At 73.3% G+C, this 25999-nt stretch carries 29 protein-coding genes; 17 read left to right on the top strand and 12 right to left on the bottom strand.

Annotated elements, in window-relative coordinates; translation table 11 throughout:
- Positions 1 to 30 precede the first annotated feature (30 nt).
- Positions 31 to 1680 carry a sensor histidine kinase gene (locus tag ACFY0X_RS03605; RefSeq protein ID WP_387748361.1) on the bottom strand — a complete coding sequence of 550 codons (1650 nt, stop codon included), beginning with the start codon at positions 1678 to 1680 and terminating at the stop codon, positions 31 to 33.
- Positions 1681 to 1820: 140 nt separating this feature from the next.
- Here ACFY0X_RS03605 and ACFY0X_RS03600 point away from each other — a divergent pair, with 140 nt between their 5' ends.
- The 3 genes from ACFY0X_RS03600 to ACFY0X_RS03590 are packed head-to-tail and all read left to right on the top strand — an operon-like array spanning position 1821 to position 3015.
- Entirely contained in the window at positions 1821 to 2219 is a 399-nt protein-coding gene (locus tag ACFY0X_RS03600) for a MarR family winged helix-turn-helix transcriptional regulator (protein ID WP_387748359.1), read from the top strand.
- Positions 2216 to 2731 (top strand): MarR family winged helix-turn-helix transcriptional regulator, encoded by a 516-nt coding sequence (locus tag ACFY0X_RS03595; RefSeq protein WP_387748357.1) that lies wholly within the window; start codon positions 2216 to 2218, stop codon positions 2729 to 2731. Before ACFY0X_RS03600 ends, ACFY0X_RS03595 begins: the two co-directional genes overlap by 4 nt.
- A gap of 50 nt (positions 2732 to 2781) precedes the next feature.
- Positions 2782 to 3015 carry a hypothetical protein gene (locus tag ACFY0X_RS03590; RefSeq protein WP_387748355.1) on the top strand — a complete coding sequence of 78 codons (234 nt, stop codon included), beginning with the start codon at positions 2782 to 2784 and terminating at the stop codon, positions 3013 to 3015.
- Between the two features lie 88 nt (positions 3016 to 3103).
- On the opposite strand, the gene ACFY0X_RS03585 is transcribed toward ACFY0X_RS03590, so the two are convergent.
- Entirely contained in the window at positions 3104 to 4207 is a 1104-nt protein-coding gene (locus ACFY0X_RS03585) for a serine hydrolase domain-containing protein (RefSeq protein WP_387749261.1), read from the bottom strand.
- Between the two features lie 142 nt (positions 4208 to 4349).
- The gene (locus ACFY0X_RS03580) at positions 4350 to 4796 is read right to left on the bottom strand and encodes an Lrp/AsnC family transcriptional regulator (protein ID WP_387748353.1); all 447 of its coding nucleotides are present in this window, start codon (positions 4794 to 4796) and stop codon (positions 4350 to 4352) included.
- 93 nt (positions 4797 to 4889) lie between these two features.
- Here ACFY0X_RS03580 and ACFY0X_RS03575 point away from each other — a divergent pair, with 93 nt between their 5' ends.
- The 3 genes from ACFY0X_RS03575 (at position 4890) to ACFY0X_RS03565 (ending at position 6772) form a co-directional block, all read left to right on the top strand.
- Positions 4890 to 5699, top strand: coding sequence for an LLM class flavin-dependent oxidoreductase (locus tag ACFY0X_RS03575; RefSeq protein WP_387748351.1), 810 nt, complete (start codon positions 4890 to 4892; stop codon positions 5697 to 5699).
- Positions 5696 to 6133 carry a nucleoside deaminase gene (locus ACFY0X_RS03570; protein WP_387748349.1) on the top strand — a complete coding sequence of 146 codons (438 nt, stop codon included), beginning with the start codon at positions 5696 to 5698 and terminating at the stop codon, positions 6131 to 6133. The genes ACFY0X_RS03575 and ACFY0X_RS03570 overlap by 4 nt, the downstream gene beginning before the upstream one ends.
- An 84-nt stretch (positions 6134 to 6217) precedes the next feature.
- Positions 6218 to 6772: a DUF6939 family protein gene (locus ACFY0X_RS03565; protein WP_387748347.1), complete on the top strand. Its 555-nt coding sequence runs from the start codon at positions 6218 to 6220 to the stop codon at positions 6770 to 6772.
- Positions 6773 to 6866: 94 nt separating this feature from the next.
- Here ACFY0X_RS03565 and ACFY0X_RS03560 read toward each other — a convergent pair whose 3' ends face one another.
- Complete coding sequence (locus ACFY0X_RS03560) at positions 6867 to 7214, bottom strand: winged helix-turn-helix transcriptional regulator (RefSeq protein ID WP_387748345.1); 348 nt, start codon at positions 7212 to 7214, stop codon at positions 6867 to 6869.
- Positions 7215 to 7310: 96 nt separating this feature from the next.
- Between ACFY0X_RS03560 and ACFY0X_RS03555 the strand changes: the two genes are divergently transcribed.
- The 5 genes from ACFY0X_RS03555 to ACFY0X_RS03535 all read left to right on the top strand — a co-directional run bounded on the left by ACFY0X_RS03555 (position 7311) and on the right by ACFY0X_RS03535 (position 12513).
- Entirely contained in the window at positions 7311 to 7952 is a 642-nt protein-coding gene (locus tag ACFY0X_RS03555) for an NAD(P)-dependent oxidoreductase (protein ID WP_387748343.1), read from the top strand.
- A gap of 93 nt (positions 7953 to 8045) precedes the next feature.
- Positions 8046 to 9452: an SMI1/KNR4 family protein gene (locus tag ACFY0X_RS03550; RefSeq protein ID WP_387748341.1), complete on the top strand. Its 1407-nt coding sequence runs from the start codon at positions 8046 to 8048 to the stop codon at positions 9450 to 9452.
- Between the two features lie 102 nt (positions 9453 to 9554).
- On the top strand, positions 9555 to 10136 hold the full coding sequence (locus ACFY0X_RS03545) for an NADAR family protein (RefSeq protein WP_387748339.1): 582 nt from the start codon (positions 9555 to 9557) through the stop codon (positions 10134 to 10136).
- On the top strand, positions 10133 to 11269 hold the full coding sequence (locus ACFY0X_RS03540; RefSeq protein WP_387748337.1) for a hypothetical protein: 1137 nt from the start codon (positions 10133 to 10135) through the stop codon (positions 11267 to 11269). Before ACFY0X_RS03545 ends, ACFY0X_RS03540 begins: the two co-directional genes overlap by 4 nt.
- A 68-nt stretch (positions 11270 to 11337) precedes the next feature.
- Positions 11338 to 12513: a hypothetical protein gene (locus ACFY0X_RS03535; protein ID WP_387748335.1), complete on the top strand. Its 1176-nt coding sequence runs from the start codon at positions 11338 to 11340 to the stop codon at positions 12511 to 12513.
- A 99-nt stretch (positions 12514 to 12612) separates the two neighbouring features.
- Here ACFY0X_RS03535 and ACFY0X_RS03530 read toward each other — a convergent pair whose 3' ends face one another.
- Positions 12613 to 13995 (bottom strand): glycine--tRNA ligase, encoded by a 1383-nt coding sequence (locus ACFY0X_RS03530; protein WP_224279482.1) that lies wholly within the window; start codon positions 13993 to 13995, stop codon positions 12613 to 12615.
- A gap of 194 nt (positions 13996 to 14189) precedes the next feature.
- Between ACFY0X_RS03530 and ACFY0X_RS03525 the strand changes: the two genes are divergently transcribed.
- The 4 genes from ACFY0X_RS03525 to ACFY0X_RS03510 are packed head-to-tail and all read left to right on the top strand — an operon-like array spanning position 14190 to position 17429.
- Entirely contained in the window at positions 14190 to 15278 is a 1089-nt protein-coding gene (locus ACFY0X_RS03525; RefSeq protein ID WP_387749259.1) for a metal ABC transporter substrate-binding protein, read from the top strand.
- A 14-nt stretch (positions 15279 to 15292) separates the two neighbouring features.
- The gene (locus tag ACFY0X_RS03520) at positions 15293 to 16057 is read left to right on the top strand and encodes a metal ABC transporter ATP-binding protein (RefSeq protein ID WP_387748333.1); all 765 of its coding nucleotides are present in this window, start codon (positions 15293 to 15295) and stop codon (positions 16055 to 16057) included.
- Complete coding sequence (locus ACFY0X_RS03515; RefSeq protein WP_387748331.1) at positions 16054 to 16983, top strand: metal ABC transporter permease; 930 nt, start codon at positions 16054 to 16056, stop codon at positions 16981 to 16983. The genes ACFY0X_RS03520 and ACFY0X_RS03515 overlap by 4 nt, the downstream gene beginning before the upstream one ends.
- 35 nt (positions 16984 to 17018) lie before the next feature.
- On the top strand, positions 17019 to 17429 hold the full coding sequence (locus ACFY0X_RS03510) for a Fur family transcriptional regulator (RefSeq protein ID WP_049651097.1): 411 nt from the start codon (positions 17019 to 17021) through the stop codon (positions 17427 to 17429).
- 71 nt (positions 17430 to 17500) lie between these two features.
- On the opposite strand, the gene ACFY0X_RS03505 is transcribed toward ACFY0X_RS03510, so the two are convergent.
- The 4 genes from ACFY0X_RS03505 to leuA all read right to left on the bottom strand — a co-directional run bounded on the left by ACFY0X_RS03505 (position 17501) and on the right by leuA (position 22002).
- Complete coding sequence (locus tag ACFY0X_RS03505) at positions 17501 to 18334, bottom strand: isoprenyl transferase (protein WP_387748328.1); 834 nt, start codon at positions 18332 to 18334, stop codon at positions 17501 to 17503.
- 4 nt (positions 18335 to 18338) lie between these two features.
- Complete coding sequence (gene recO, locus ACFY0X_RS03500; protein ID WP_387748326.1) at positions 18339 to 19085, bottom strand: DNA repair protein RecO; 747 nt, start codon at positions 19083 to 19085, stop codon at positions 18339 to 18341.
- A gap of 215 nt (positions 19086 to 19300) precedes the next feature.
- Positions 19301 to 19966: a TerB family tellurite resistance protein gene (locus tag ACFY0X_RS03495; protein ID WP_387748324.1), complete on the bottom strand. Its 666-nt coding sequence runs from the start codon at positions 19964 to 19966 to the stop codon at positions 19301 to 19303.
- Positions 19967 to 20205: 239 nt separating this feature from the next.
- Positions 20206 to 22002 (bottom strand): 2-isopropylmalate synthase, encoded by a 1797-nt coding sequence (gene leuA / locus ACFY0X_RS03490; protein WP_387748322.1) that lies wholly within the window; start codon positions 22000 to 22002, stop codon positions 20206 to 20208.
- A 342-nt stretch (positions 22003 to 22344) separates the two neighbouring features.
- Here leuA and ACFY0X_RS03485 point away from each other — a divergent pair, with 342 nt between their 5' ends.
- On the top strand, positions 22345 to 23385 hold the full coding sequence (locus ACFY0X_RS03485; RefSeq protein WP_387748320.1) for a M4 family metallopeptidase: 1041 nt from the start codon (positions 22345 to 22347) through the stop codon (positions 23383 to 23385).
- A 129-nt stretch (positions 23386 to 23514) separates the two neighbouring features.
- Complete coding sequence (locus ACFY0X_RS03480; protein ID WP_049651101.1) at positions 23515 to 23781, top strand: protealysin inhibitor emfourin; 267 nt, start codon at positions 23515 to 23517, stop codon at positions 23779 to 23781.
- A gap of 64 nt (positions 23782 to 23845) precedes the next feature.
- On the opposite strand, the gene ACFY0X_RS03475 is transcribed toward ACFY0X_RS03480, so the two are convergent.
- From ACFY0X_RS03475 to ACFY0X_RS03465, 3 genes are all read right to left on the bottom strand, one after another.
- Complete coding sequence (locus ACFY0X_RS03475) at positions 23846 to 24550, bottom strand: alpha/beta fold hydrolase (RefSeq protein WP_387748318.1); 705 nt, start codon at positions 24548 to 24550, stop codon at positions 23846 to 23848.
- A 130-nt stretch (positions 24551 to 24680) separates the two neighbouring features.
- On the bottom strand, positions 24681 to 25610 hold the full coding sequence (gene era, locus ACFY0X_RS03470; RefSeq protein WP_030290771.1) for a GTPase Era: 930 nt from the start codon (positions 25608 to 25610) through the stop codon (positions 24681 to 24683).
- A 70-nt stretch (positions 25611 to 25680) separates the two neighbouring features.
- Entirely contained in the window at positions 25681 to 25884 is a 204-nt protein-coding gene (locus ACFY0X_RS03465; protein ID WP_387748316.1) for a hypothetical protein, read from the bottom strand.
- Positions 25885 to 25999 lie beyond the last annotated feature (115 nt).

Here is a 25999-nt window from a genome sequence, read left to right as displayed (position 1 = left end):
GTGATGGGGAGAGGGAGGTGCGGCGGGAGGTCAGGAGGCGAGCATGTCGCGGGAGACCAGCCGGGAGTCCTGGAAGCAGAGCCGGTAGGCGTCGCCGGACCGGTCCACGAACAGTTGGGCGGTGATGGCGTAGTACGCGCACGAAACCCCTTCCCCCGACGGCGGCGCGGGCGTCGACGGCCCGCTCGGCGGGTGGTACGGCAGCCGGTGGCCCGGCAGCACCCGCTCGACCGAGGCCTGGTCCTGCCCCACCCGGAGGGAGGCGTAGACCTCCGGGTCGAGCACCGACAGGCTGACGACGTAGAGCGTCCATACTCGCAGCACCACGATCAGCAGCACGGCCGTCGCCAGCGGGACGAGCACCACGGCGGCCAGCGTCCGGCCCACCCTGCGGCGGGCCTGTCGCAGCTCGCGCACCGGCGACGGCGGGGCGGCGGGCGGCGGCGCGACGGGCCCGGCGGTACGGCGGGGCAGGTCGGCCACGACCTCGAACCCGCCGTCCGGGCGGGGCCCGTGGACGAAGGTGCCGCCCGCGAGCCGGACCCGCTCGGCCAGCCCGACCAGTCCGCGACCGCCGGTGGGCGGCACGGCAGGAGCCGGGCCGGGCCGTCCGCCGCGCGCCGCGGTGGAGGTGCCGACGAACGGCCCGGTGAACGCTCCGGAGATCGTCCCGGTGGGCGTTGCGCTGCGCGGGGTTGACACGGACTCCGGCGAAACGGGCTCCGACCATGCGGGTGCCGGCGAAACGGATGCCAGCGGAACGGGCCTCGGCGGAACGGGTGCCGGCAACGACGCCGCCGGGACGGTGGACGCAGGGACGGTGGCCGCGGGGACGGCGGGTACGGGCGCGGGGCCGTTGGCCACCCGGACACGGGCGCCCTCGGCCGAGTACGCCAGCTCCACGGTGACGGCCGCTCCCGGTGCGTGCTTGGCGGCGTTGGTCAGCGCCTCCTGCACCACCCGGTACGCGGCGTGCTCGGTGGCGCGCGGGAGCCCGTCCGGCTCGCCGGTGACGTCCGAGCGGACGTCCAGGCCGGCGGCGGCCGCCTCGGCGACCAGGTGCGGGATGTCCGAGTCGGCCGGCCCCCGGGTTGCCGAGGTGCCGCCGCCCTCGTCCTCGTCGCGCAGGATGCCGATCACCTCGCCGAGCCGGTCGACGGCGGCGGCCGCGCCCGCCCGGATCTCCTGCACAGCCTCCCGGTGGGGCGGCGCCAGGTCGGGGGCGAGCTTGAGGGCCCCGGCACGCAGGGCGATCAGGCTGAGGTCGTGCCCGAGGGCGTCGTGCATGTCCTGGGCGATCCGGGCCCGTTCGCGCAGCCGGGCCTGCTCGGCGATCAGCTGCTGCTCGCGCTCCAGCCGTTCGGCCCGCTCCCACCCGGCACGCACGAGCTCCTGCGACTGCCGCCAGAACCGGCCCAGCAGCCACGGGCCCATCCCGGTGCTCACGGCGAGCGCGATGAACAGCAGGCCCCGAACGATCCAGGAGGGCACCGCTCCGACCACCAGCACACCGGCCGTGACCAGGACGGCGAACACCACCGCCGCCGGCCGTACCCGCTCCGTCCGCAACCCGGCCAGGAAGGAGAACCCGATCGCCGGAAGCGCCCACCAGAGGCTCGTGACACCGAGCCCGATACACACCGACGCCACCACGGGCAGCGCCGCCCCTCTCATCCTCATGCCCACGACCCTACGAGGGCCGCCGTCGCAGCGGATCTGTCGAAAGTCATGTCCGGAGCCGTCACCCGACTCACCTCCCGGGCCGGTTCCCGTCCCGACTCCGGCTCCGGCTCCGACCGGCGGCTCGTAGAACAGTAGCCATGGACATACTGGGGCTGACCCACGCCCAGTACGTGGTGCTGGCCTCGTTGTCCGGCATGTCGCGCTCCGGGCTGCGGCCCAGCCAGCGCCGGCTCGCCGACCGCACCGGGCTCGAAGCCCTCTACGTCTCCAAGCTCGCCCGCGCCCTGGAGGCGGGCGAGCTGGTGGCCCGCACCCGGGATCCGGACGACCCGCGCGCCATGCAGCTGTCACTCACCGAGCAGGGCGGCGACGTCACCCGCCGCGCGATCACGGTGGTCCAGGGCCTCCTGGACCAGTTGCTGGCGCCGCTCGGCGGCCGGCACAGCCCCCGCGCCCGGGAGTTCACCCGCGAACTGGCCGCCCTGCTCGACGCACCTCTTGATCCGCACGCCGAGAACGACGAGGAGCCGACATGACCACCGCCGCCACCGGCGACACCACCGCCCCGGCCACCGCACCCGCACCCGCACCCGCACCGGCACCCGCACCCGCACCCGCACCCCTCAACGGCCGGGTCGTCGCCCTGGCCCACTACGCGGCGCGCGCCGTCCTGGAGGGCGTACTGGAGCGCCACGGCGTCACCTTCCACCAGAGCGTGACGCTCCGGGCCGTCGTGGTCGCGGACGGCGCCATCGCCCGGGACGCGCTCGTCCGCGAGGCCACCGGCTCACTCAAGGCCGAGGAGTCGGTCGTCCACGGCGTGCTCGACGGCCTGACGGCCGCCGGGCTGCTGGAGCAGGACCCGGCGAAGCCGTCCCGGCTGCGCCTCACCGCACCCGGCCGCGAACTGTACGCGCGCACCACCGCCGAGTCCGCCGAGATCACCGCCCGCCTGTACGCCGGCATCCCGGCCGAGGACCTCGCCGCCGCGGGCCGCGTCCTGGCGCTGGTCACGGAACGCGCGAACGCCGAACTGGCCGGCGTCTGAGTCCCGCACGACCGGATTGGACGCACCCGAACCGGGGGAAGGCTGGCGTCATGGGTCTCGTCCTGGTGTTCCTGCTCGTCCTCGTCGCCACCGTCGTCGGCGCCACGGCCTTCCTGCTGCTCCGGGAACGCGCCCGGCGGCACGCGTTCGACACCTCCGAGGGAACGCTGATCGAACAGCAGCGGACGGCCCAGGCCGCACGCATGCGGGCGACGTACTCGAGCCTGTCCGTCCACCACGGCAACGGCGTGGTCGGCGACGAGGGGAACCGCCACCGTTCCTGACCTGACCTGACTCGCCCTCACCCGACTCGCCCTCACCTGGCCCGGCCTCGCCGCAGCAGCCCCGCCCCGGCCCCGCCCGGCAACCCGCTCAGCGGCAGAGGGCGGCGTCCACGACGGCTTCGAGGTGCCGGGTGACGGCGTAGTCGGTCGGGACGGTGGTGACCGCGATGTTCACGGCGCGCCCGTCGTCGGTGGCGCCGCCCCGGGTCTCGTAGCCCGGGATGTCGCCGCCGTGGCCCCAGTAGACCCCGCCGCAGGAGAGCGGCCGACTGAAGACGCCCAGTCCGGAACCGGCGCCGCTGCCCCCGATCGGGACGGTGGTGCGCATCTGGGCGAGCTGGGCCGCGGGCAACAGGCGGTCCGGGACCAGCAGTGCGGTGAAGAAGCGGTCGAGGTCGGCATTGGTGGAGATCATCTGCCCGGCCGCCCAGCCCGCCGACGGGTCCATCTCCGTGAAGTCGGTCAGCGGCCCGTCGGCGGAGTCCCGGCGGTAGCCCCTGGGGTGGGCTTCGCGGATGGTCCGGTCGCCCGCGGCCGGGAAGTAGGTGTGCCGCAGCCCGATGCGCCGGACGATCCGCCGGTCGATCTCCTCGGCGAGCGGCCGGCCGGTCACCCGCTGGACGATCAGTCCGGCCAGCACGTAGTTGGTGCTGCTGTAGCCGAACCTCTCCCCGGGGGCGAAGGCGGGCTTCTGCCGGAGGGCGAGGTCCAGCAGCTCCCGGGGCTCGAAGTACCGGTTCCGGAGGGAGGCTTCGTCCAGCAGCCCCTCGTAGTCGGCCAGGCCGCTGGTGTGCTGGAGGAGCTGCCGGACGGTGACGCCGCTCCCGTCGACGCCCTCGCCGCGGGCCAGGCCGGGGAGGTAGGTCCCGACGGAGGCGTCGAGGTCGACCTTCCCCTCCCCCACCAGCTGGAGCACGACGACGGCGGTGAAGGTCTTGGTGTTGCTGCCGATCCGCACCTGGCCGTCGGCGGGGACCTCGGCGCCGGTGGCCAGGTCCCCCACGCCGGCGGTGTAACCGCGGGTCCGGCCCCGCCCGTCCCGGACGGTCGCGAGCGCGGCGGGCACCCCGTCCGTCCGCACCAGCGCGTTCAGCCCCTGCTGGACGACGTCCGGCGGGGCCGCGGCCGAGGCGGCGGGCGGTGTCTGCATCCCGACGACCGCGGCGGTCGAGAGCGAGAGGGCGAGTGCCATGTGGCGGATGCGCGAACGACGCACGGGTCAACTCCACGGGAATCGTGGGGAGTAGCGAGGAACCCCCCGGTCACGACCGCCAGTCTGGTCGCGCGGCGCTCGCCCGGCCTCCCCCGATCGAGGGAGCGCCGGGCGCCCGGCGTCAGGGCCGGCCGGGCCCGCGGAGCGGCAGCGTCCGGCTGTAGACGACGCTCGTGGTGGTGCTGCCGAAGCCGGCCAGCTCGTCCACCAGGGTTTCCAGGTGCTCCATGGAGGTCGCCGCCAACTTCAGGGTGTAGCAGTCGTCGCCGGTGGTACGCAGGCACTCCAGCAGCTCCCGCCGCTCGGCGAGCAGCCGACGCAACGGCTCGTGGCGGTTGCCCGGGTACTTCAGCCGGACGACGGCGAGCACCGGGTAGCCGACCTTCGCCAGGTCCACCGTCGCGTGGTAGCCGGTGATGACGCCCAGGGACTCCAGGTTGCGGACCCGTTCCGTGGTCGCCGACGGGCTGAGGGACACCCGCCGCCCCAACTCGCTGAGGGAGAGTCGGGCCTCCCGCTGCAGCTGATCGATGATCGCCCAGTCGGTGTCGTCAAGATTCACGGCCATGACGGGAATCTACCGGGAAAACCACGACGACCGGCCCGTCATGCCAGGAGGATTCCGTTCCGTCCGCCATGATCACGGGGATAGCCTCGACCCATGCGACTCGGCGTCAACGTACCGAACTTCGGCCCCGGGACGGACCCCGGCGTGCTGCGCGAGTGGGCCCGGACGGTGGAGGGCCTCGGCTTCGACCTCCTCATGGTGTCGGACCACGTGGCGGTCACCCCGGACGTGGCCGCGCGGTACCCGGAGCCGTTCTACGAGCCCTTCACCACGCTGTCCTGGTTCGCCGGGGCGACCACCGGCCTGCGGCTGGGCACCACCGTGCTCGTCCTGCCCTACCGGAACCCGCTGCTGGTGGCCCGGATGGCGAGCACCCTCGCCCGGCTCAGCGGCGGCCGGTTCGTCCTCGGCGTGGGGGCCGGCTGGGCGCGCCAGGAGTTCGACGCCCTCGGTGTGCCGTTCGGCGCGCGCGGCAGACTGACCGACGAGTACCTGGGCACCCTGCGGGACGCCTGGGCGGGCGAACCCGACCGCCGGGCGGTGCCGGTCTGGGTCGGCGGCCACAGCGGCGCGGCGCTCCGCCGGGCGGTCCGGTTCGGCGACACCTGGCACCCGCTGCGGCTCCCCCTCGCCCGGATGCGGTCGGTCCTGGCCGAACACCCGATGCCGGGCTTCGCGCCCCGCATCGCCCTGCGGCCGACCACCGCACCGGTCGACGACCCGGAGCGGCCGGCCGGCGTCGGCACCGTCGACCAGATCCTGGACGACCTCCGCCGGCTGCGCGACCTCGGCGCCGAGACCGTCGTGTTCGACCCGTACCACGGGGATCCGGAGGAGACCCGCCGGCCGCAACAGGCCTGGCAGGCGCTCACCACCGTGGCCACCCGCTGGAGGACCGCGTGATCACCGAAGCCGACGAGACCCTGCTGCGCCGCGCCATCGCCATCGCCGCCCGCGCGGTGGCCCTGGGCGACGCCCCGTACGGCTCCCTGCTGGCCGGCCCGGACGGCGAGGTCCTCGCCGAGGCCCACAACACCGTACGGCGCGACGACGACATCACGGCCCACCCCGAACTGAAGCTCGCCCGCTGGGCCGCCCGCGAACTCGCCCCGGACGCCGCCGCACGCACCACGCTGTACACCAGCTGCCAGCCCTGCGGCATGTGCGAAGGGGGCATCCTCCGCTCGGGCATCGGCCGCGTCGTGTACGCGCTCTCCACGGAGCAGCTCGTGGGGCTCAACCCCGGCTCGGGCGCGTGGCCGGCGGTGACGACGGACGGCCCGGCGCTGCCCGAGGAGGCCCGGGCCCCGATCCGGTCCTACTACCGGCCCGCCTGAGCCGCCCTCCCGGCTCCGTGGCCGGGATGTCAGAGGCATGGGGGACGCTCGGTGGCCACTACCATCGAGAACGGGAGCCCACGCATGCCGATCCGCGTCGCCGGCCGCCGCCGCACGACGGCCTCACTGACCGCCGCGCACCCCGGCGCGGAGATCATCGACGTGACCTCCAAGGCGCCGGACCCCTGGGTGCGGCTGAGCCCGTTCTACCCGCACGGCGGCATCCCGGTCCCCTACGGCGACGGCGTGACCAGCCAGTCGGTGGAGGGGATCTGGCAGGCCCTCAAGGTCTTCCGGGACGCCGACGTCGACCCCGCGAAGCTGCGCGTCACCACGATGAAGGGCCTCAAGCGGACGGTACGGCGGTTCGGCCCCGTCCTGGGCCACCGGACCGGCCCGCACGGCGACCGGCTGCTGCCCTACGAGACGGCCCGCCGCCGCGTCTACCTGCCGGCCTACCGCTGGGTCCTCGAACACCGCGCCGCCGACCTGGTCGACCGGCTCCGGGAGAAGGAGGAGGTCGTGCTCCTGGACTACACCACCAACGGCGACGTCGCCGACACCTCCAGCCCGCTCTCCCACGCCGCGCTCGTCCGGCTGTACGTGGAGGGCCGCTGGCCCGGCGAAGAGCGGGAATGAACCCGCCGGCCGCGGGGCCCGTCCGGGAGCACCGCCGGTGCGACCACGCCGGACGCGGGCGCCCGTCCGGACGCGGGCCCTCGTCCGCGCGCGATCACCCGCCCGTGCGCGGGAGTTCGTCGAGGTGCTCGCGGGCCCAGGCGCAGGCCACGTCCATCGGGCCGAGCAGCGATCGTCCGAGTTCGGTGAGGGCGTACTCGACCCGCGGCGGGTTCTCGTCGTACGAGGTCCGGGTGAGCCAGCCGTCGCGTTCCATCGCGCGCAGCGTCTCGGTCAGCACCTTCGGGGCGACGCCCCTGAGCGGCGCCTTCAGCTCGGTGAACCGGCGGGGGCCGTCCTCCAGGCAGCGGAGGATCATGCCGGCCCACTTGTCGCCGACCCGGATGGGCATCCGGTGGCTGCAGTGCGGGTCGAACGGGTCGGTGTCCACGCGGGCGGTCATGGCTCCACGATAGGGCCGGTTCCGTTGAAGTAACCGGGCACCTCCCGCTTACCGTCCTCGTGCATCAGGCCCGAACGGGCCGTCGAGGGAGGAACCATGAGCAGGATCGTGATCTTCGGCGCGGGTGGACGCGTGGGGCGCGCGGCCGTGGCCGAAGCGGTGCGGCGGGGGCACACCGTGACGGCGGTGGTGCGGGACCCCGGGAAGTACCGGGAGCTCGGCACGCCGGACGCGGTGACGGTGGTGCGCGGCGACGCGACGGACGCCGAGTCGGTGGCGGCGGTCGCGGCCGGGCACGACGCGGCCGTGAACGCCTCGGCGCGGCTGGACCTGCCCGCCGAGGAGTACTTCACCGCGGCCGCGCGGGCGCTGGTCGAGGGGCTCGGACGGGCGGGAGTGGGACGGCTCCTGGTGCTGGGCATCGCGACCACGCTGGAGGTGTCGCCGGGCGTGCGGGTGATGGACGACCCGCTGTTCCCGGCGGAGTACCGGCTGTTCTCCCAGGGCCACGTCGCGGAGTTCGAGCTGCTGCGGTCCGCCGCGACGGACCTCGACTGGCTGATGGTGGTGCCCCCGATGGACCTGAACGCGGAGGCCGAGGCCACCGGGCGCTACCGCGGTGCGGTCGGCGCGGTGGTGGGGCAGGGCCGGATCTCGCACGCGGACCTGGCGGTGGCGCTGCTGGACGAGATCGAGACGCCGCAGCACCACCGGGTGCAGTGGGCGGTGTCGCACTGAGGCCCGCGGCCGGGCTCGGCACCGCTGTCGGCGGCGGCCGCTAGGGTCCTGCGGACCGTCACCCACGACCGCCGCACCGCCTCGGAGGACACCGTGTCCGCGCTCCACGACTTCGCCACCTGGGAGCCGCTGCTGACGCTCCTTCGCGCCGAGCACGCCGACCGCCCCGCGGCCGGCACCGGCCACCTCGCGGGGACCGTCAGTTCGACGGGGTGGAGTCTGCCCCTGGACCACCGGTCGGTGCAGCCCCGTCGCCGTCAGGCCGTCGCCCGGGCCGGGGCGCCGGTGCAGCGCGCACTCGCGGAGGCGGGCCTGCGCGAGGCGATGTTCGCGGCGGACGTCTCGCCGGACGGGCGGACGGTCCTGCACGTGTTCGGCGACAGCCCCGCCGTGGAGTCCGGGTCCGAGCTCCCGAGCCCGGGCACGCTCGTCCTGGTCGAGGGCGCCGTCGCCGAACCGTGGCGCCGCCTGCCGTCACCGGCTCCCGGAGCGGTGCCGGCGCCGTCCGCGGACCCGGCCCTGCTGGAGCGGACGCTCCGCGAGCGGCTGCCCGACGCCGTCGGCGCGACCGAGGAGGAGATCGCCGCCGCCGAGGAGCGGCTCGGCGTCGCGCTGCCCGAGGAACTCAAGGCGCTCTACCGCGTGACCAGGGTGAGCCCGGCGGGGCCGGGCGGATCGGGGGACTGGGAGGCCGACTTCGCGGAGATCCAGGCCGCCGGGTCCGCCGTCGGCTGCGAACTCAGCTCCCTGGACGGGCTGTTCGTCGCCGACGCGGCCACCCGGCCGTGCCCGTGGCAGTACGCGGCGACGAAGGCGGCCGCCACCCCGCCCGACGCCGCCGTGCAGGCCCTGGTCGGCTCGCCCGGCTGGATCGCCTTCGGCGGCAACGGCGGTGACACCTTCGCCGTCGACCTGACGCCGGGCCCGCGCGGCCACCTCGGTCAGGTCATCCTGATCGACCACGAGCAGAGCATCGGCGCCGAACTGTACGGCGAATCCCTGACGGAGCTGGTCCTGAGCCGCTTCTCGAACGAGGCCCCGGCCGACCACCACGAGCGGCGGCCACCGGTCGCGGCCCGGGTGGGCGACCACCACGAGCTGGACGACCTCGCGTCCGCCGCACACCCCGACCTGGAGGTCGTGAGGATCTTCCGCCGGAGCGGCGCGCCCCTCGGCCTCGCCCCCGTCGCCGGGCTGCCGCGGGTCCGTACCCTCACCGCCCATCCCGGCACTCTCGCCGACCCGTTGGAGGTCACCGGCCTGCCCGGGCTGGAGTACCTGGGCCTCGGTCCCTACGAGTGGCGCGTCCTCCTCGACGCCGGGGCGGTCCCGAGCGGACTGTCCGCGGCCGGCGTCGAGGTGCGGGGCGACGAGCACCCGCTGGCGGTCGTGGCCGTGGCCAACGACCTCCTCGCCCTCCGGGACCGCCCGCCGATCCCCCACACCACCGTCGAGGGACACCTCGGCCCCGCACCTCGACCCCGCGCCCCGCACGCCTGACCCCGCACGCCCCACCCCAGACACCACATCCCGCACGCACCCGCACCCGCACCCGCGGTGAAACGGTTCGCGACCCCGGACCCTTTATGTCAGACTGACGATATGAGCGAGATGCACGTGGGGGACCTGGCCGCCGTCCGCAGCCGCGAGGAGTTGGCCGCGGCGATGGCCGACGGGGTGCGCCCGAAGTGGGTGATGTTCTGGGGGCACACCGAGCGCAAGGGCGGCGGGACGCGACAGGAGTGCCTGAGCCAGTGGTGGCCCGGCGAGTTCACCGTCGACGGCGTGGCGTACGCCTCCGCCGAGCACTGGATGATGGCCGGCAAGGCCCGGATGTTCGGTGACGAGGAGATCGCGCGGCAGGTGCTGGCGGCCCGGACGCCCGCCGAGGCGAAGAAGCTGGGCCGACTGGTCAAGGGATTCGACGACGAGACGTGGACGGCCGGCCGGTTCGAGCTGGTGGTGGCGGGCAACGTCGCGAAGTTCGGGCAGGACGAGGCGCTGCGCGACTACCTGCTGGGCACGGGTGACCGGGTGCTGGTCGAGGCCAGCCCGCTGGACCGGATCTGGGGCATCGGGCTCGCCGCCGACGACATCCGGGCCCAACAGCCGACCGAGTGGCGCGGGTTGAACCTGCTCGGCTTCGCGCTGATGGAGGCACGGGCGCGGCTGGGCGGCGCGTGAGCGTCATCGCTCCGCTGCTGGACGGAACGGTGGTGGCCTCGGCCGCCGCCGCCCTGTTCCTGGCACCGAGGGTGCTGCGGCGCACGGCTCCTCCCCGGCCGCCCGGCCGCGCGTCGGGTCCGGAGCCGGTGCTGGCGGTCGTCGTCGCGCTGATCTACCTCAACCAGGTGCTCGTCGCGGTCTACGTGAACCGGGTGCACCACGGGGACGTGTCCTTCATCGCCAGCCATCTGCCGCCCGGCTGGTTCGACGTGCCACGCCTGGACGCCCTCGCCGCCCGCTTCCCGGCCCCGGAGCTGCTGGCCCCGTCGGTGCTCCGGGTGCCGGCCCTCCTCGAACTTCCGCTGGTGCTGCTGGCGTTCGTCGCCGTCGTCCGGCGGCTGGACCGCGCGCTGTACGTCCGGTTGGCCCGCTCCCCGCTGATCCCGCTCGCCGCCGCCTCCTACACGGTGGCGTTCTGCGCCGTGGAGTGGGACCTGCGGAACCCGTACACCGTGGACGACCTCGTCCTGCGCGTGGTCGCGGCCTGCCTCACCCCTCCCCTGATCGCCCGGCTGGCCCGGCACGAGCCCGTGCCCGAGGGTGAGGGAGGGGCCGACCCCGCCCGCAGCCTGTTCCGCTTCGCGCTCGACCTGTGGGCGTACGGCCAGCTGATGCTGGTGCTGTACGACACCGCGCTGCTCTACAACCTCGCCCGGCTCGGCGGCCACCTCCCCTCCGCCGCGGTCGCGTTGGCGGTGCTGGTCGCGACCCGGGCCGTCCCGGCCCGGCCCGCCGACCCGAGTCGGCCGACCGGCCCGCACAGCGCCGCCCTCGCCGGGACGATCGGCCGGGCACTCGCGCTGTTCCTCGTCCCCGCCCTGTCGATCCGCTACGCGGAGTCCTTCGGCACGCCCGAACTCGCTGCCCTGGCGGGGCTGCTGGTGATCGGGGCGGCGGCCCGCCGGGACGCGACCCGCCTGCTGCTGCCCGCCCTCGCGGGCGCGGTGGTCGGATACGTCGTCGCGACGCTCGCCCCCGGCCCGTACTACGAGGCGACCCTGCTGCGGAGCGCGACCGGCGCACTTCTCGCAACGACCGCCGTCTGTGCGCTCCTTGACACCACTCCGACACGACTGGTCGTGCGCTCTTAACTCCTCAGCCACATACTGACGTCAGGATGTCACGCAGTCAGGGTCTGGATGGACGGGGTGGGGCGATCATGCGCATGCGGCCGACGGCAGAATCCGCAGGCCAGCAGCCGGGGGGCGAGCAACAGGCCGACGAACTGCGAGCGGAACTGGACGAGTTACTCCGTGCGAGCCGCTACGCGAGCCAACGTGAACGACGTCTGAACGAGGCGGTCCGGGCCACCCCCGGCCGCCAGCGGCCGGACGGGGACCTGCTGCGGCAGCTCGCCCAGGCCCGCACCCTCCGCGAGGGCCTGGGTGCCCGCTGCCTCCGACTCAGCGACCAACTGGAGGCGTTGGAGAGCCGGATCAGACACCAGCAGCAGCCACCGCCACCCGGACACGAGCAAGAGCAAGAGCAACAGCAAGAGCAGCAACAGCGACGACAACAGCAACAGCGGGCTTCGCGGCAGCAGTACCAGCAGCAGCCGGCGCAGCAGCAGGCCCCGCCACCGCCCGCCCGCCCCGACCTCGGCGCCCTCACCGAGCGGATCAACGCCCTCCACCGGTCCGGCTCCCTCACCGAGGCCACCGAGGTGATCGACGCGGCCGCCGCCCGCCTCGCCACCGCCGACGCCGCGCTGCTGGTGGGCATGCTGGCCCGGTACGGCCCGACCGGCGCCTCGCTCCACCTCGCCCGCGGCATCGCCCGGGCCGCCCCCGACCACTGCGTCGCCGTGCTCGCCGAGCTGCGCGAACTGGGCCTGGCCGAGGAGGCGGCCGAGGTGTTCCACGCCTTCTGGGGCTACCCGGCCGCCTCCGTCCCCGGTCTGCTCTCCGCGCTGGACCGGGCCGGACTGGCCGCCGACAGCGCGACACTGCTCTGGGAGTGGGGGTCGGCGCCGGTGCCCGAGCTGACCTCGCTGGCCGCCTGCCTCCAGCAGCACGGCCGGGCCGAGGACGTCCGGACCCTCCTGCGCCAGGCCGCCGGCCGCTCCACCGCCGACCTCGCCGACCTCGCGGCCGGCCTGCCGACCGTCCTCGCCACCCTCCTGCTGAACGAACTGGCCGTGCTGCGCCCGCCGGCCGAGGTGGTCCGGCTGGCCTCCGCCCTGAACGGCGCCGGCCACGCCGAGCTGTACGCGCAGTTGCTGGCCGCGATGCTCGCCGACGAGACCCGCCACCGCACCACCCTCGCCGCCCTGCGCACCGCCGGCCTGCCGACCCGCCCGCCGGCGGCCCCGCGCTCCCGCTGGGGATGGCGGTAGCCGGCAGCCGGCACCCGACCTGCCCGGAACACCGTCCGGAACGGCAAGGAGCCCTCGTCCGCCCCGACAGGGCGGACGAGGGCTCCGAGCGGGAACCTGCTAGCAGCCGATCAGCCGCGCGCCCAGGTACGCCTTGACCTGGTCCAGCGACACGCGCTCCTGCGACATGGTGTCGCGGTCGCGGACGGTCACCGCGTTGTCCTCAAGGGTGTCGAAGTCAACCGTGACGCAGAACGGCGTGCCGATCTCGTCCTGGCGGCGGTAGCGCTTGCCGATGGCGCCGGCGTCGTCGAACTCGACGTTCCACGCGGTGCGCAGGTCGGCGGCCAGGCCGCGGGCCTTCGGGGACAGCTCGGCGTTGCGCGACAGCGGCAGGACGGCGACCTTGACCGGGGCCAGGCGCGGGTCGAGCCGCATGCCGACGCGCTTCTCCATGACGCCCTTGGCGTTCGGCGCCTCGTCCTCGAAGTAGGCGTCGATCAGGAAGGCCAGCATGGCGCGGTTGAGGCCCGCCGCCGGCTCGATGACGTACGGGAAGTACCGCTCGCCGGACTCCTGGTCGAAGTACTTCAGGTCCTGGCCGGAGGCCTCGCTGTGCACCCGCAGGTCGTAGTCGGTGCGGTTGGCGACGCCCTCCAGCTCGGAGAACTCGCTGCCGCCGAAGTTGAAGCGGTACTCGATGTCCACGGTGCGCTTGGCGTAGTGGGAGAGCTTCTCCTTCGGGTGCTCGAAGAAGCGCATGTTCTCGGTGCGCAGGCCGAGGCCGACGTACCAGTCCCAGCGCTGCTGGAGCCAGTACTCGTGCCACTGCTCGTCCTCGCCCGGCTTGACGAAGAACTCCATCTCCATCTGCTCGAACTCGCGGGTACGGAAGATGAAGTTGCCGGGGGTGATCTCGTTGCGGAAGCTCTTGCCGGTCTGGGCGATGCCGAACGGCGGCTTCTTGCGCGAAGTGGTCTGGACTGCCTTGAAGTTGGTGAAGATGCCCTGGGCGGTCTCCGGGCGCAGGAACGCCAGGCCGCTCGCCTCCTCGGTGACACCGAGGTGGGTCTTCAGCATGCCCGAGAAGTCCTTGGGCTCGGTGAACTGGCCCTTGGTGCCGCAGTCGGGGCAGTTGACGTCCTTGAGGCCGTTCGGCGGCGGGAAGCCGTGCTTGGCCTCGTACTTCTCCTCCAGGTGGTCGGCCCGGTGGCGCTTGTGGCAGGAGAGGCACTCGGTCAGCGGGTCGTTGAAGGTGGCGACGTGGCCGGAGGCCTCCCAGACCTCGCGGGCGAGGATCACCGACGAGTCGAGTCCGACGACGTCCTCACGGGCCTGGACCATCGCGCGCCACCACTGGCGCTTGATGTTCTCCTTGAGCTCGACACCCAGCGGCCCGTAGTCCCAGGCGGCACGCGTGCCGCCGTAGATCTCGCTGCAGGGGTAGACGAAGCCACGGCGCTTGCTCAGGCTGACGATCGTGTCGATCTTGTCGGCGGCCACAGTGCTCTCTTCAGTACGTACGGCACGGTCAGGGCACGGCTGGTTGCGCGTACCCGAATACCTCAGGTTACCGGCCATACGGGTACGTGATTCAAATCGGTACGGTCCGGCCGCCCCCACCCTCCGTCACCTGCTGTTCACCCTTTCGAGTGATTTGACAATCATTTCCATGTGAGATGAGAATGATTGTCATGATGATCGGACTGCCTCGACTCGGACTCTCCCGCCGCGCCCGCCGCTCCCTGGCCTTCGGCACGACCGCTCTCGCCGCCTCCCTCGCCCTCACCGCCTGCGGAGGCAGCAGCAGCGCCGACAGCGGCAACGGTCGGCTGAAGGTCGTCGCGTCCTTCTATCCGATGGAGTTCCTGGCCCAGCAGATCGGCAAGGAGCACGTCGCGGTCACCGACCTCACCGCGGCCGGGGTCGAGCCGCACGACCTGGAACTCACCGCCAAGCAGGTGGGCACGGTCCAGAAGGCCGACGCGATCATCTACCTCAAGGGCCTCCAGCCCACCGTGGACCAGGCCGTCGCGCAGTCGTCCAGCAAGCACAAGGTCGACGCCACCGCAGCCAGCCCGCTGGTCGACCACCACCTCGACGAGGGCACCGAGGGCGAGGGCGAGGGCCACGGCGACGAGGGCCACAAGCACGAGGAGCCGGCCGGCGACCCGCACGTCTGGCTCGACCCGACCCGCTACGCGGCCATCGCCAAGAGCGTCGGCGACGAGTTCGCCAAGGCCGACCCGGCCCACGCCGAGGACTACCGGAAGAACACCGACGAGCTGGTCACCAGGCTCACCGCGCTCGACCAGGAGTTCCGGGCCGGGCTGAAGGACGCCGGGACCAGGACCTTCGTCACCAGCCACGCCGCCTTCGGCTACCTCGCCGACCACTACGGCCTGACCCAGGTCGCCATCAACGGCGTCGACCCGGAGTCCGAGCCCACCCCGGCCCGCCTCGCCGCGGTGCAGAAGGCCGCCAAGGACAACGGCGTCACCACGGTCTTCTTCGAGACCCTGGTCAGCCCCAAGCTCGCCGACACCGTCGCCAAGGACCTCGGCCTCAAGACCGCCGTCCTGGACCCGCTGGAGGGCGTCAAGGACCCGTCCAAGGACGACTACCTGACGGTCATGAAGCAGAACCTGGCCAACCTCCGGGCCGCCCTCGGCGCCCCGGCCACCCCCGCTCCGGCGGGCACCGCCCCGGCCGCCCCCGCCCCGACGGGCACCGCCCCTGCCGCGACCGCCGGGGCCGACGCCACCACCCCTGCCGCCACCAGCTGACGGGACCGAGCACCATGACCGACCCGATACCCCCGGCCGTCCGCCTCCGTGACGCCGTCGCCTCGCGCGGCGGCCGACCGGTGCTGCGCGGCGTCGACCTCACCGTCCGGCCCGGCGAGGTCGTCGCCCTGCTGGGCGCCAACGGCTCCGGCAAGTCGACCACCGTCAAGGCCGTGATCGGCTCCGTCCCGCTGGAACAGGGCACCCTGGAGCTGTTCGGCACCCCGTACGGCTCCTTCCGCGCCTGGCACCGGATCGGTTACGTCCCGCAGCGCACCACCGCCGCCTCCGGCGTCCCCGCCACCGTCCGCGAGGTGGTCTCCACCGGACGGCTGCCGCAGCACCGGCTGCTGCCCTTCCGCCGCCGGGACCGCGAGGCGGTGGACCGCGCACTGGCCGCCGTCGGCATGCTGGAGCGGGCCTCGGACGGCGTCGCCGACCTGTCCGGCGGCCAGCAGCAGCGGGTGCTGATCGCCCGCGCCCTGGTCGGCTCCCCCGACCTGCTGATCATGGACGAGCCGATGGCCGGCGTGGACGCCGCCAGCCAGCAGGTCCTCGCCGACACCCTGCGCGCCGAGGTCGGCCGGGGCGCCTCCGTCCTCCTCGTGCTGCACGAACTCGGGCCGCTGGAGCCGCTGATCGACCGCGCGGTGGTGCTGCGGGACGGCTGCGTCGCCCACGACGGCCCGCCCGTGCCGAACACCGGCCTGCACGCCCTGCCCGGCCACGACCACGTCCACCCGCACGCCGACCTGACCCCGCCGAGGCTGCTCGCATGACCGAGATGTTCTCCTACGACTTCATGCAGCGCGCCCTGCTCGCCGCCGTCCTGGTCGGGATCACCGCGCCCGCCGTCGGCATCTACCTGGTGCAGCGCCGCCAGGCGCTGATGGGCGACGGCATGGGCCACGTCGCGATGACCGGCGTCGGCCTCGGCTTCGTCTTCCAGACCAGCCCGGTCTGGATGGCCGTGCTGGTCTGCGTGCTCGGCGCCGTCACCATGGAGCTGGTCCGCTCGCGCGGCAACCAGCGCGGCGACATCGCCCTCGCGATGCTCTTCTACGGCGGCATGGCCTGCGGCAAGCTGCTGGTCTCGCTCTCCGCCCAGGCCGGGGCCGGCTCGCTGGAGAGCTACCTGTGGGGCTCGATCCTCACCGTCGCCCCCGCCGACCTGGCCGCCATCGCGGTGCTCGGCGCGGTGGTCGTCGCGGTCACCGTCGGCCTGCGCCGCCAGCTCTTCGCGATCTGCCAGGACGAGGACTTCGCCCGGGTCACCGGCGTGCCGGTGCGCACCCTCAACCTGCTGCTCGCGGTGATGGCCGCGGTCACCGTCACGGTCGCCATGCGGGTGGTCGGGCTGCTGCTGGTCAGCGCGCTGATGGTGGTCCCGGTGGTCGCCGCCCAGCAGCTCACCCGGTCCTTCGCCGCCACCCAGGCCGCCTCGATCGCGCTCGGCGTGGTGGTCTCGCTGGCCGGCGTCACCGGCTCCTACCACCTCGACGTGCCCTCCGGCCCGGCCATCGTGCTGCTCGCCATCGCGGTCTTCGCGGTGTTCAGCCTGCTCGCCGCGCCGCTCGCCCGTCGGCGCCACCGCGGCCCGGGCGAGCACGGGCCGCAGGTGTGCGACGTCGAACTGCCCGGACAGGCCGCCTCCGGGCCGTCCGGCCCGACCACCCCTGAGCGACGTGCGGGGCTGGCACAATGATGTGCGAGACGCCCACGACCCCAGGAGGACCCACGGTGACCACCGCAGGCCCGTCGCCGCGCGCCCGCTCGACCCGGCAGCGTGCCGCCGTCTCGGCGGCCCTGGACGAGATCGCGGACTTCCGCAGCGCCCAGGAGCTCCACGACCTGCTCAAGCACCGCGGGGACTCCGTCGGTCTGACCACGGTCTACCGCACGCTCCAGTCGCTCGCGGACGCCGGCGAGGTGGACGTGCTGCGCACGGCCGACGGCGAGGCGGTCTACCGCCGGTGCAGCAGCGGGCACCACCACCACCTGGTCTGCCGGCACTGCGGCGCGACCGTCGAGGTGGAGGGCCCCGCGGTGGAGCGCTGGGCCAACTCGGTCGCCGCCGAGCACGGTTTCAGCGACATCGCGCACACCCTGGAGATCTTCGGGACCTGCGCGGAGTGCGCCAAGAAGGTCTGAGTCCGGCTCGGACGACGGAAAGGACCCACCGGGAACAGCCCGGTGGGTCCTTTCCGTCGTCCGGTACGGCCTCAGCGCTGGGACGGCACCGGCGCGCCGACCTCGTTCGGGATCGCCCCGCCGAAGCGCCGGTCGCGCATCGCGTACTGCTCGCAGGCGCGCCACAGGTCACGGCGGTCGAAGTCCGGCCAGAGCACGTCCTGGAACACGAACTCGGCGTAAGCGGACTGCCAGAGCAGGAAGTTGGAGGTGCGCTGCTCGCCGCTGGGGCGCAGGAACAGGTCCACGTCCGGCATGTCCGGGTGGTACATGTACCGGGCCAGGGTCTTCTCGTTGACCTTCTTCGGGTCGAGCTTCCCGGCCGCCACGTCCCGGGCGATCGCCTGCGCCGCGTCGGCGAGTTCGGCCCGCCCGCCGTAGTTGACGCACATGTAGAGGGTGACGGCGTCGTTGCCCTTGGTCTGCTCCTCGGCGACCTGGAGCTCCTGGACGACGCTCTTCCACAGCTTGGGCATCCGGCCGGCCCAGCGGATCCGCACGCCCATCGCGTCCATCTCGTCGCGGCGGCGGGCGATGACGTCCCGGTTGAAGTTCATCAGGAACTTCACCTCGTCGGGCGAGCGCTTCCAGTTCTCGGTGGAGAACGCGTACAGCGAGATGTTCTTGACCCCGAGCTCGATGGCGCCCTTGAGGACGTCCAGCACCACGGACTCGCCGACCTTGTGGCCCTCGGTGCGGGGCAGCCCGCGCTCCTTGGCCCAACGGCCGTTGCCGTCCATCACGATGGCGACGTGGCCGGGGACCAGCTCGCCGGGGAGCTTCGGGGGCCGTGCGCCGCTGGGGTGCGGGGTCGGGGGGACGTACGTCCTCTGCTTGCCGCCGCCGAAGAGCCGTCGCGCTGCCATGTGCTCACTTCTCCACGTATCTCATCGAGCGGATTCCCCGCTCCAGGTGCCACTGCAGATAGGCCGCGACCAGGCCGCTGCCCTCCCGCCAGTACCGCGGCTCACAGGCGTCGGCCGTCTGCCAGTCCCCTGACAACAGCGCCCCGAGCAGTACCAGTGTCTCAGGGGAGGGTACGGCACATCCGGGCACTCGGCAGTCCCCGCACAGCACCCCGCCCGCGGGGAGGGAGAAGAAACGGTTCGGCCCCTCCAGGCCGCACTTGGCGCAGTCGGTGAAGCTCGCGCCGTACCCGTTCACCGCGAGCGAGCGCAGCAGGAAGGCGTCCAGCACCAGGTGCGACTCGTGCAGCCCGGCCGCCAGCACGCGCAGCCCGCCGACCAGCAGCAGGTACTGCTGGACGGCCGGCTCGCCCTCGTTCTCGGCGAACCGCTCGGCGGTCTCCAGCATCGCGGTGCCGGCCGTGTAGCGGCCGTAGTCGGTGACGATCGAACCGCCGTACGGCGCGATGGTCTCCACCTGGGTGCAGAGCGGCAACCCGCGGCCGACCAGCTCACTCCCCCGGCTGAAGAACTGCACGTCCACGTGCGAGAACGGCTCCAGGCGGGCACCGAGCTTGGACTTGGTCTTCCGCACCCCCCGCGCGACCGCCCGCACCTTGCCGTGCTGGCGGGTCAGCAGGGTGATGATCCGATCGGCCTCGCCGAGCTTCTGCGCCCGCAGCACGACGCCGTCGTCCCGGAAAAGACTCATGGGGACCATTGTCCCCCACCCGCGCCCGGCGCCGGACAGCCGTGTTGCCCGCACCGGCGGCCGTGGGGGAGGCCCACAACGGTGCGGGTCACGGCGGGCCCGAGGTGGGGCGCAGGCCCGTTTTGTGGGGGATTCGAGATGGTCTACGGGGAGTCGGTCCACGGTGCTCGTGGACGGCCTACGGGTTCGCGGTCGGCCTTCGGGACGGAACGCCGCTACTTGTACGGCGCCCTGGTCGCCGCCTCCAGCAGCGCCCCGACCCGGGACTGCGGCAGGTCCAGGCAGCGCCCGACCGCGGCCAGCGCCTCGCGCTCCTGCGGCAGGTAGCGCCCGTCCGCCAGCGCGATGGCCGCGCCCTGCAGCAGCAGCCGCTCGCGGCCCTGCCGGGCCAGGTGCGGGGTGAGCGGTTCGAGCACCGCGTGCAGTTCGACGGCCAGGCCGCCGGACATCCCGTGGGCCTCGTGGAGTTCGCCGCCGAGCCCGGAGAGCGCGGCGAGCGAGGCCAGCACCTGGGCCTCGCCGCAGTCCTCGAACCCGGCCTCGCGCACCGCCGCGCAGGCCGCGTCGCGGGCCGCCCGGTGGGCGGTGCCGCCGGCCGCGAGCAGGGCCAGCGCGACGGTGTACTGGGCGTCCCGCAGCATCGCGCCGAGGCGCACGCAGGTGGGCTGCTCCAGGCTCTCCACGCCGTACCTGCCGTGGCAGCTGGTGCACTGCACACTGCCGATCACCGGGCCGAGCGGGGCCACCGGGGCCCCCAGCAACCGCAGCCACCGCCGGCCGTGCTGCCGGCGGTAGTTGCGGTCCCCGCCACAGCCCGGGCAGAAGAAGTCACCGAGAACGTCAGTCCGCCACCGCGGGCGAACACCCCACAACCTGGTCACGGCGCCACTCCCCAGACATGGCAGGCGGCCTGCTCGACGATGGGCAGGTCACGCGACCGGACACCGAGGCCGTCCCACCGACCCGGCTTTCCGGTGGATCGATGTTGCCACGGTTACCGGCACGTGTCAGTACCTCGAACGGCTTCCGATTCGAAAAAATGTGGCGCAGGCCACAACGGCAGGTGGACACGGCGAAGGGCCGCCCCGCGGGACGGCCCTTCGCACACCACCCGTTCGAATTAGCCCCGCTGCGAGCGGTTGACGGCGCTGATCATGGCCTTCAGCGAGGCCAGCACGGTGTTGCCGTCGATGCCCACGCCCCACAGCACCTTGCCGTCCACCGCGCACTCCACGTACGCGGCGGCCTGGGCGTCGCCGCCCTCGCTCAGCGCGTGCTCGGCGTAGTCCAGGACGCGCACGTCCACGCCGATCCGGGCCAGCGCGTCGGCGAAGGCCGAGACCGGGCCGTTGCCGGCACCGGTCAGCGTCACCGGCGCGCCGTCCACCAGGGCCTCGGCGGTCAGCGCGTCCCGGCCGTCCTCGGTGGTCAGGGTGCGCGAGCCGCTCAGCGAGATCCGGCCCCACGGGTTGTCGGTGGTCGGCAGGTACTCGTCCTCGAAGACCCGCCAGATCTCGGCCGGGCTGACCTCGCCGCCCTCGGCGTCGGTCTTGGCCTGGATGATCCGGGAGAACTCGATCTGCATCCGGCGCGGCAGGTCCAGCTTGTGGTCGTTCTTCAGCACGTACGCCACGCCGCCCTTGCCGGACTGGCTGTTGACCCGGATGACCGCCTCGTAGGTGCGGCCGACGTCCTTCGGGTCGATCGGCAGGTACGGCACGCCCCAGGCGTGCTCCTCCACCGGCACGCCCGCGGCCGCGGCGTCCGCCTCCAGGGCGTCGAAGCCCTTCTTGATGGCGTCCTGGTGCGAGCCGGAGAAGGAGGTGTACACCAGGTCGCCGGCGTACGGGTGGCGCGGGTGCACCTCCATCTGGTTGCAGTACTCGGCGGTGCGGCGCACCTCGTCGATGTCGGAGAAGTCGATCTGCGGGTCGATGCCCTGCGAGAACAGGTTCATCCCCAGCGTCACCAGGTCGACGTTGCCGGTCCGCTCGCCCTGCCCGAACAGGCAGCCCTCGATGCGGTCGGCACCCGCCAGGTAGGCCAGCTCGGCGGAGGCGACGGCGGTGCCGCGGTCGTTGTGCGGGTGCACCGACAGGCAGACGAACTCCCGGCGGGACAGGTGGCGCGACATCCACTCGAACTGGTCGGCCTGGACGTTCGGGGTGGCCCGCTCGACGGTGGCGGGCAGGTTCAGGATGATCTCGCGGCCCTCGCCCGGCTGCCAGACGTCCATGACCGCCTCGCAGACCTCCAGCGCGAAGTCCAGCTCGGTGTCGACGAAGATCTCCGGCGAGTACTGGTAGCCGAAGACGGTGTCGTCGCCCAGCAGCTTCTCCGCGTACTCCATCACCAGCCGGGTGCCCTCGGTGGCGATCGCCCTGGTGGCCGCCCGGTCGTTGCGGAACACCACCCGGCGGAACAGCGGCGCGGTCGCGTTGTACAGGTGGACGGTCGCCCGCGGGGCGCCGACCAGCGACTCCACGGTCTTCTCGATCAGTTCCTCGCGGGCCTGGGTCAGCACCGAGATGGTGACGTCCTCGGGGATCGCCCCCTCCTCGATCAGCGACCGTACGAAGGCGTGGTCGGTGGCCCCGGAGGACGGGAAGCCGACCTCGATCTCCTTGTAGCCCATCTTCACCAGCAGGTCGAACATCATGCGCTTGCGGGCCGGCGACATCGGGTCGATCAGCGCCTGGTTGCCGTCCCGCAGGTCGGTGGACAGCCAGCGCGGCGCCTTGGTGATCACCTGGTCCGGCCAGGTGCGGTCCGGCAGGTCGACGGTGCCGAACGGCTGGTAGCGCCCGTACCGCATGCCGGAGGAGTGCTGGCGCACCGAGGCGGCGGTGATCGGGGTGGGGCGGTCCACGAAGGGACGGCCGGCGGGGGCGGACACGGCGGAGTTCTGCTCGGTCATGGAGGTGACTCGGCTTCCTGTGATGCGTGGAGCGGGCGGGTCGGGGGTGGTCAACACCTGGTTGACACCGACTGGCCGGCCTCTGCTGCCGCTCGCGATACACCGTCGGATCGCCGATCGCGCGCACAGCACGTTCCCCGCGGCGAGGGTGCCGGCCCCAGTGGACTACAGGCCCTCGACGCGGCAGCTAAGAAGAAGCAGCCCGTTGCGCATGATGGCCCCAGCGTAACCCAGCGCCGCGCGCCCCCGAAGTGATCCGGGCTACCGTTCCACTCCTTGAGACACCGATCGGTCCCGACAAAGCTGGTGACAACCGGTCACCATGGCCTCACCCTGGGCGACATGACTGCAGCAGCACCGATCTGCACGATCGTCCCGCCGTACGTCCTGGACCGCCTCGCCGAGGCCGGTCACGAACCCGCCGCCCACTCCCTGGCCCTCGACGCCGCGCACCGCACGGCCCGACTCTCCCCCGCCCCGCCGGCGGCCGCCGTCCCGCCGGTCGCCGCCGCCCCGGGCCTGGACCGGGTGGTCTACGACGCCGGCCACGGCCAGCGGCTGCCCGGCCGCAGCGTACGCGGCGAGGGCGCGCCCGCGTCCTCCGACCGCTCCGTCAACCAGGCCTACGACGGCCTCGGCGCGACCTTCGCGCTCTACGCGGACGTCTTCGGCCGCCACTCGATCGACGACCGGAACCTGCGGCTGGACGCCAGCGTCCACTACGGCCGCAACTACGACAACGCCTTCTGGAACGGCCACCAGATGGTGTTCGGCGACGGCGACAACGTGGTGTTCGGCGACTTCACCGCCTGCGTCGACGTCATCGGCCACGAACTCACCCACGGCGTCACCCAGTTCACCGCCGGGCTGGACTACCAGGACCAGCCCGGCGCGCTCAACGAGTCGGTCTCCGACGTCTTCGGCTCGCTGGTCAAGCAGTACGCGCTGCACCAGGGCGCCGCCGACGCCGACTGGCTGATCGGCGCCGGGCTGCTCGCCCCGGGCGTCCAGGGCGTGGCGCTGCGCTCGATGAAGGCGCCCGGCACCGCCTACGACGACCCGCAGCTCGGCAAGGACCCGCAGCCCGCGCACATGCGGGACTACGTGAACACCACCCGGGACAACGGCGGGGTGCACATCAACTCCGGCATCCCCAACCACGCGTTCTACCTGCTGGCCACCGCGCTCGGCGGCTCGTCCTGGGAGCGCGCGGGGCGGATCTGGTACGACGCCCTGACCGGGGGCGCGCTGCCCGCCGACGCCGACTTCACCGACTTCGCCCGGGCCACCGTGGCCGCCGCCGGGGCCCGCTACCCCGACGACCGGTCGGTCGCGGACACCGTCACGGCGTCCTGGGCCCAGGTCGGGATCAGCCCGACCTGACCTCCGGCGCCGGTCCGGGGCGGCGGGGGGCGCGCCTGAAGGGTGGTTGAGACCGGGTTGAGGCGGGCTTAAGGTCACGGTCCGGGAAAAGCCCGGCAAACCCCCTCCCTGCGTAGCACCATGGACACCATGCGTATCCAGGTGACCCGGACCGGCGGCTTCGCGGGGATCGTCCGCCAGGCGGAGATCGACACCGCCGACCGCACGGACGCCCCGCACGTGCACGCACTCGCCCGCGAGGCCGTCGCGGGCGGGCTGCGCGCGCCCTCGTACGGGGTGCCGGACGGCTTCCACTACGAGATCACCGTCGACGGCCGGTCGGTGTACTGCGCCGACCCGAAGCTCACCGACTCGCAGCGGGAACTGGTCTCCCTGGTGCTGCGCGAGGGCGCCTAGCACCCGGCGCGACGGCGCGTCGCACCCCGGCGCGAGGGGGCTCAGCACCAGGGAGCCCCGGCGGTCAGAGCCAGCCGTCGAGCGCGGCCAGGAAGCCGGCCGGGTCGTCCCGGTGGACGGTGTGGCCCGTGCCGGGGACGGTGCGCACCTCGAAGCCCCGGGCGCGCAGTGCCTCGGCGCTCGCCGCGTCCACCAGCAGGCTGCGGTCGGCCAGCACCACCAGCGAGGGCACCGCCGGCCGGGCCGGCAGGTCCGAGCCGCGTTCGGCCATGGCCTGCGCCGAGTCCGGGTCCCAGGCGGCCACGGCGGCGAGTTCGGCGTCCACGTCGGCCGGTTCCCACTTGGGGCTGAGCGCGACGACCTGCTCCCGGGTGAGGTGCCTCAGCTCCGCCATCACCCGCGGGTCCATGCCGGACTGGGCGAACCGCCAGGCCGGGTCGACGTACACCGCGCGGGCCGGCTTGAGCCGCTCGACCGCGTCGGCCAGCGCGATGCCGCCCAGCGAGTGGCCGATGGCCAGCTCCGGTCCGGCCGGCACGGTCTCCAGCAGGTCCTCGGCGTACGCCTCCAGCGGGTAGCGCTCCAGCGGGCTCGCGCCGGTGCCGCGCGGGCTGGCCCCGTGCCCGCGCAGGTCGACGGCGACCACCCGGTAGCCCCGCTCGGCCAGCGCCGGGCCGACCAGCCGCCAGGTCCGGTGGTCGGACATGATGCCGTGCACCAGCACGGCCAGCCGGTCCCCGCTGCCCCACTCCCGGGTGTGCAACTTCATCGCGGTGTTCCCCTTCTGACGTCGCGTACGGCCGGGCCACGGCGAAGGCCCGCCCGGACGCACAACGTCCGGACGGGCCCCAGGCCTCCCGGCGGCGCGGACTCCCGCGCCCCGGGCTCGGATTCCGGGCTCAGAAGCCCAGCTTGCGCAGCTGCTTGGGGTCGCGCTGCCAGTCCTTGGCGACCTTGACGTGCAGGTCCAGGTAGACCGGCGTGCCGAGCAGCGCCTCGATGTGCTTGCGGGCGGTGGTGCCGACGTGCTTGAGCCGCGAGCCCTTGGCGCCGATCACGATCGCCTTCTGGCTCTGCCGCTCGATGTAGACGTTGGCGTGGATGTCCAGCAGCGGGCGGTCCGCCGGACGGCCCTCGCGCGGCAGCATCTCCTCGACCACCACGGCCAGCGAGTGCGGGAGTTCGTCGCGCACGCCCTCCAGCGCGGCCTCGCGGATCAGCTCGGCGACCATGATCTGCTCGGGCTCGTCGGTGAGGTCGCCCTCCGGGTAGAGCTGGTCGCCCTCCGGCAGCAGCTTGGTGAGCAGGTCGGCGACCAGCTCCACCTGCTTGTCGCCCACCGCGGAGACCGGGATGATCTCGGCCCACTCGAAGCCCAGCTCGACGCCGAGCTGCTGGATGGCGATGAGCTGTTCGGCCAGGCGCTTGGAGTCGACCAGGTCGGTCTTGGTGACGATGGCGACCTTCGGGGTCTTCTTGATCCCGGCGATCTCCTTGGCGATGAACTTGTCGCCGGGGCCGATCTTCTGGTCGGCGGGCAGGCAGAAGCCGATCACGTCGACCTCGGCCCAGGTGGTGCGGACCAGGTCGTTGAGGCGCTCGCCGAGCAGGGTGCGCGGCTTGTGCAGACCGGGGGTGTCGACCAGCACGAGCTGGGCGTCCGGGCGGTGCACGATGCCGCGCACGGTGTGCCGGGTGGTCTGCGGGCGGTCGGAGGTGATCGCGACCTTCGTCCCCACCAGGGCGTTGGTCAGGGTCGACTTGCCCGCGTTGGGCCGGCCGACGAAGCACGCGAACCCGGAGCGGTACGAGGAGGAAGGGGCATTCATGGGCTCCATTCTCCCTGATCACCGGAGCCCCGCTGTCCGGGCCCACCCCCCGGGGCGCCCGGAGGCGCGCTCAGCCCTTCTTCCCGCCCTTCCCGCCGGTGCCGTCGGTGGGGATCAGCGAGACCACCACCAGCACCAGCAGGAAGCCGAGCGAGCCGAACAGCCAGACCTCCGACCCGGTCTCCTGCCACTTGCCCAGCCCCATCACGAACAGCAGCAGCCCGGCGAAGAACGCCACCGCCCCCATGCCCCCAGCCCCCTCAGCGAGTCCCACTCCCCCGGTGAGACTATCCGCCGCCGGACCTGGCCGGGACCGTGCCGGGCGGTACCGCCGCCGAGGGCCCGCCCCGGGCCCCGGCCGGCCCTCGGCAGCCACGACGCCGGCCCCT

This window comes from Kitasatospora sp. NPDC001547, assembly GCF_042894165.1.
GTDB lineage: Bacteria > Actinomycetota > Actinomycetes > Streptomycetales > Streptomycetaceae > Kitasatospora.
This window is presented reverse-complemented; position numbering and strand designations above follow the sequence as displayed.

What these genes read in the sequence shown, in the direction of transcription:
- ACFY0X_RS03605 (WP_387748361.1), bottom strand. Translation starts at nt 1,680, where the DNA reads ATGAGGATGAGAGGGGCGGCGCTGCCCGTGGTGGCGTCGGTGTGTATC.
- ACFY0X_RS03600 (WP_387748359.1), top strand. Translation starts at nt 1,821, where the DNA reads ATGGACATACTGGGGCTGACCCACGCCCAGTACGTGGTGCTGGCCTCG.
- ACFY0X_RS03595 (WP_387748357.1), top strand. Translation starts at nt 2,216, where the DNA reads ATGACCACCGCCGCCACCGGCGACACCACCGCCCCGGCCACCGCACCC.
- ACFY0X_RS03590 (WP_387748355.1), top strand. Translation starts at nt 2,782, where the DNA reads ATGGGTCTCGTCCTGGTGTTCCTGCTCGTCCTCGTCGCCACCGTCGTC.
- ACFY0X_RS03585 (WP_387749261.1), bottom strand. Translation starts at nt 4,207, where the DNA reads ATGGCACTCGCCCTCTCGCTCTCGACCGCCGCGGTCGTCGGGATGCAG.
- ACFY0X_RS03580 (WP_387748353.1), bottom strand. Translation starts at nt 4,796, where the DNA reads ATGGCCGTGAATCTTGACGACACCGACTGGGCGATCATCGATCAGCTG.
- ACFY0X_RS03575 (WP_387748351.1), top strand. Translation starts at nt 4,890, where the DNA reads ATGCGACTCGGCGTCAACGTACCGAACTTCGGCCCCGGGACGGACCCC.
- ACFY0X_RS03565 (WP_387748347.1), top strand. Translation starts at nt 6,218, where the DNA reads ATGCCGATCCGCGTCGCCGGCCGCCGCCGCACGACGGCCTCACTGACC.
- ACFY0X_RS03560 (WP_387748345.1), bottom strand. Translation starts at nt 7,214, where the DNA reads ATGACCGCCCGCGTGGACACCGACCCGTTCGACCCGCACTGCAGCCAC.
- ACFY0X_RS03555 (WP_387748343.1), top strand. Translation starts at nt 7,311, where the DNA reads ATGAGCAGGATCGTGATCTTCGGCGCGGGTGGACGCGTGGGGCGCGCG.
- ACFY0X_RS03545 (WP_387748339.1), top strand. Translation starts at nt 9,555, where the DNA reads ATGAGCGAGATGCACGTGGGGGACCTGGCCGCCGTCCGCAGCCGCGAG.
- ACFY0X_RS03535 (WP_387748335.1), top strand. Translation starts at nt 11,338, where the DNA reads ATGCGCATGCGGCCGACGGCAGAATCCGCAGGCCAGCAGCCGGGGGGC.
- ACFY0X_RS03525 (WP_387749259.1), top strand. Translation starts at nt 14,190, where the DNA reads ATGATCGGACTGCCTCGACTCGGACTCTCCCGCCGCGCCCGCCGCTCC.
- ACFY0X_RS03520 (WP_387748333.1), top strand. Translation starts at nt 15,293, where the DNA reads ATGACCGACCCGATACCCCCGGCCGTCCGCCTCCGTGACGCCGTCGCC.
- ACFY0X_RS03515 (WP_387748331.1), top strand. Translation starts at nt 16,054, where the DNA reads ATGACCGAGATGTTCTCCTACGACTTCATGCAGCGCGCCCTGCTCGCC.
- ACFY0X_RS03505 (WP_387748328.1), bottom strand. Translation starts at nt 18,334, where the DNA reads ATGGCAGCGCGACGGCTCTTCGGCGGCGGCAAGCAGAGGACGTACGTC.
- recO (WP_387748326.1), bottom strand. Translation starts at nt 19,085, where the DNA reads ATGAGTCTTTTCCGGGACGACGGCGTCGTGCTGCGGGCGCAGAAGCTC.
- leuA (WP_387748322.1), bottom strand. Translation starts at nt 22,002, where the DNA reads ATGACCGAGCAGAACTCCGCCGTGTCCGCCCCCGCCGGCCGTCCCTTC.
- ACFY0X_RS03485 (WP_387748320.1), top strand. Translation starts at nt 22,345, where the DNA reads ATGACTGCAGCAGCACCGATCTGCACGATCGTCCCGCCGTACGTCCTG.
- ACFY0X_RS03480 (WP_049651101.1), top strand. Translation starts at nt 23,515, where the DNA reads ATGCGTATCCAGGTGACCCGGACCGGCGGCTTCGCGGGGATCGTCCGC.
- ACFY0X_RS03475 (WP_387748318.1), bottom strand. Translation starts at nt 24,550, where the DNA reads ATGAAGTTGCACACCCGGGAGTGGGGCAGCGGGGACCGGCTGGCCGTG.
- era (WP_030290771.1), bottom strand. Translation starts at nt 25,610, where the DNA reads ATGAATGCCCCTTCCTCCTCGTACCGCTCCGGGTTCGCGTGCTTCGTC.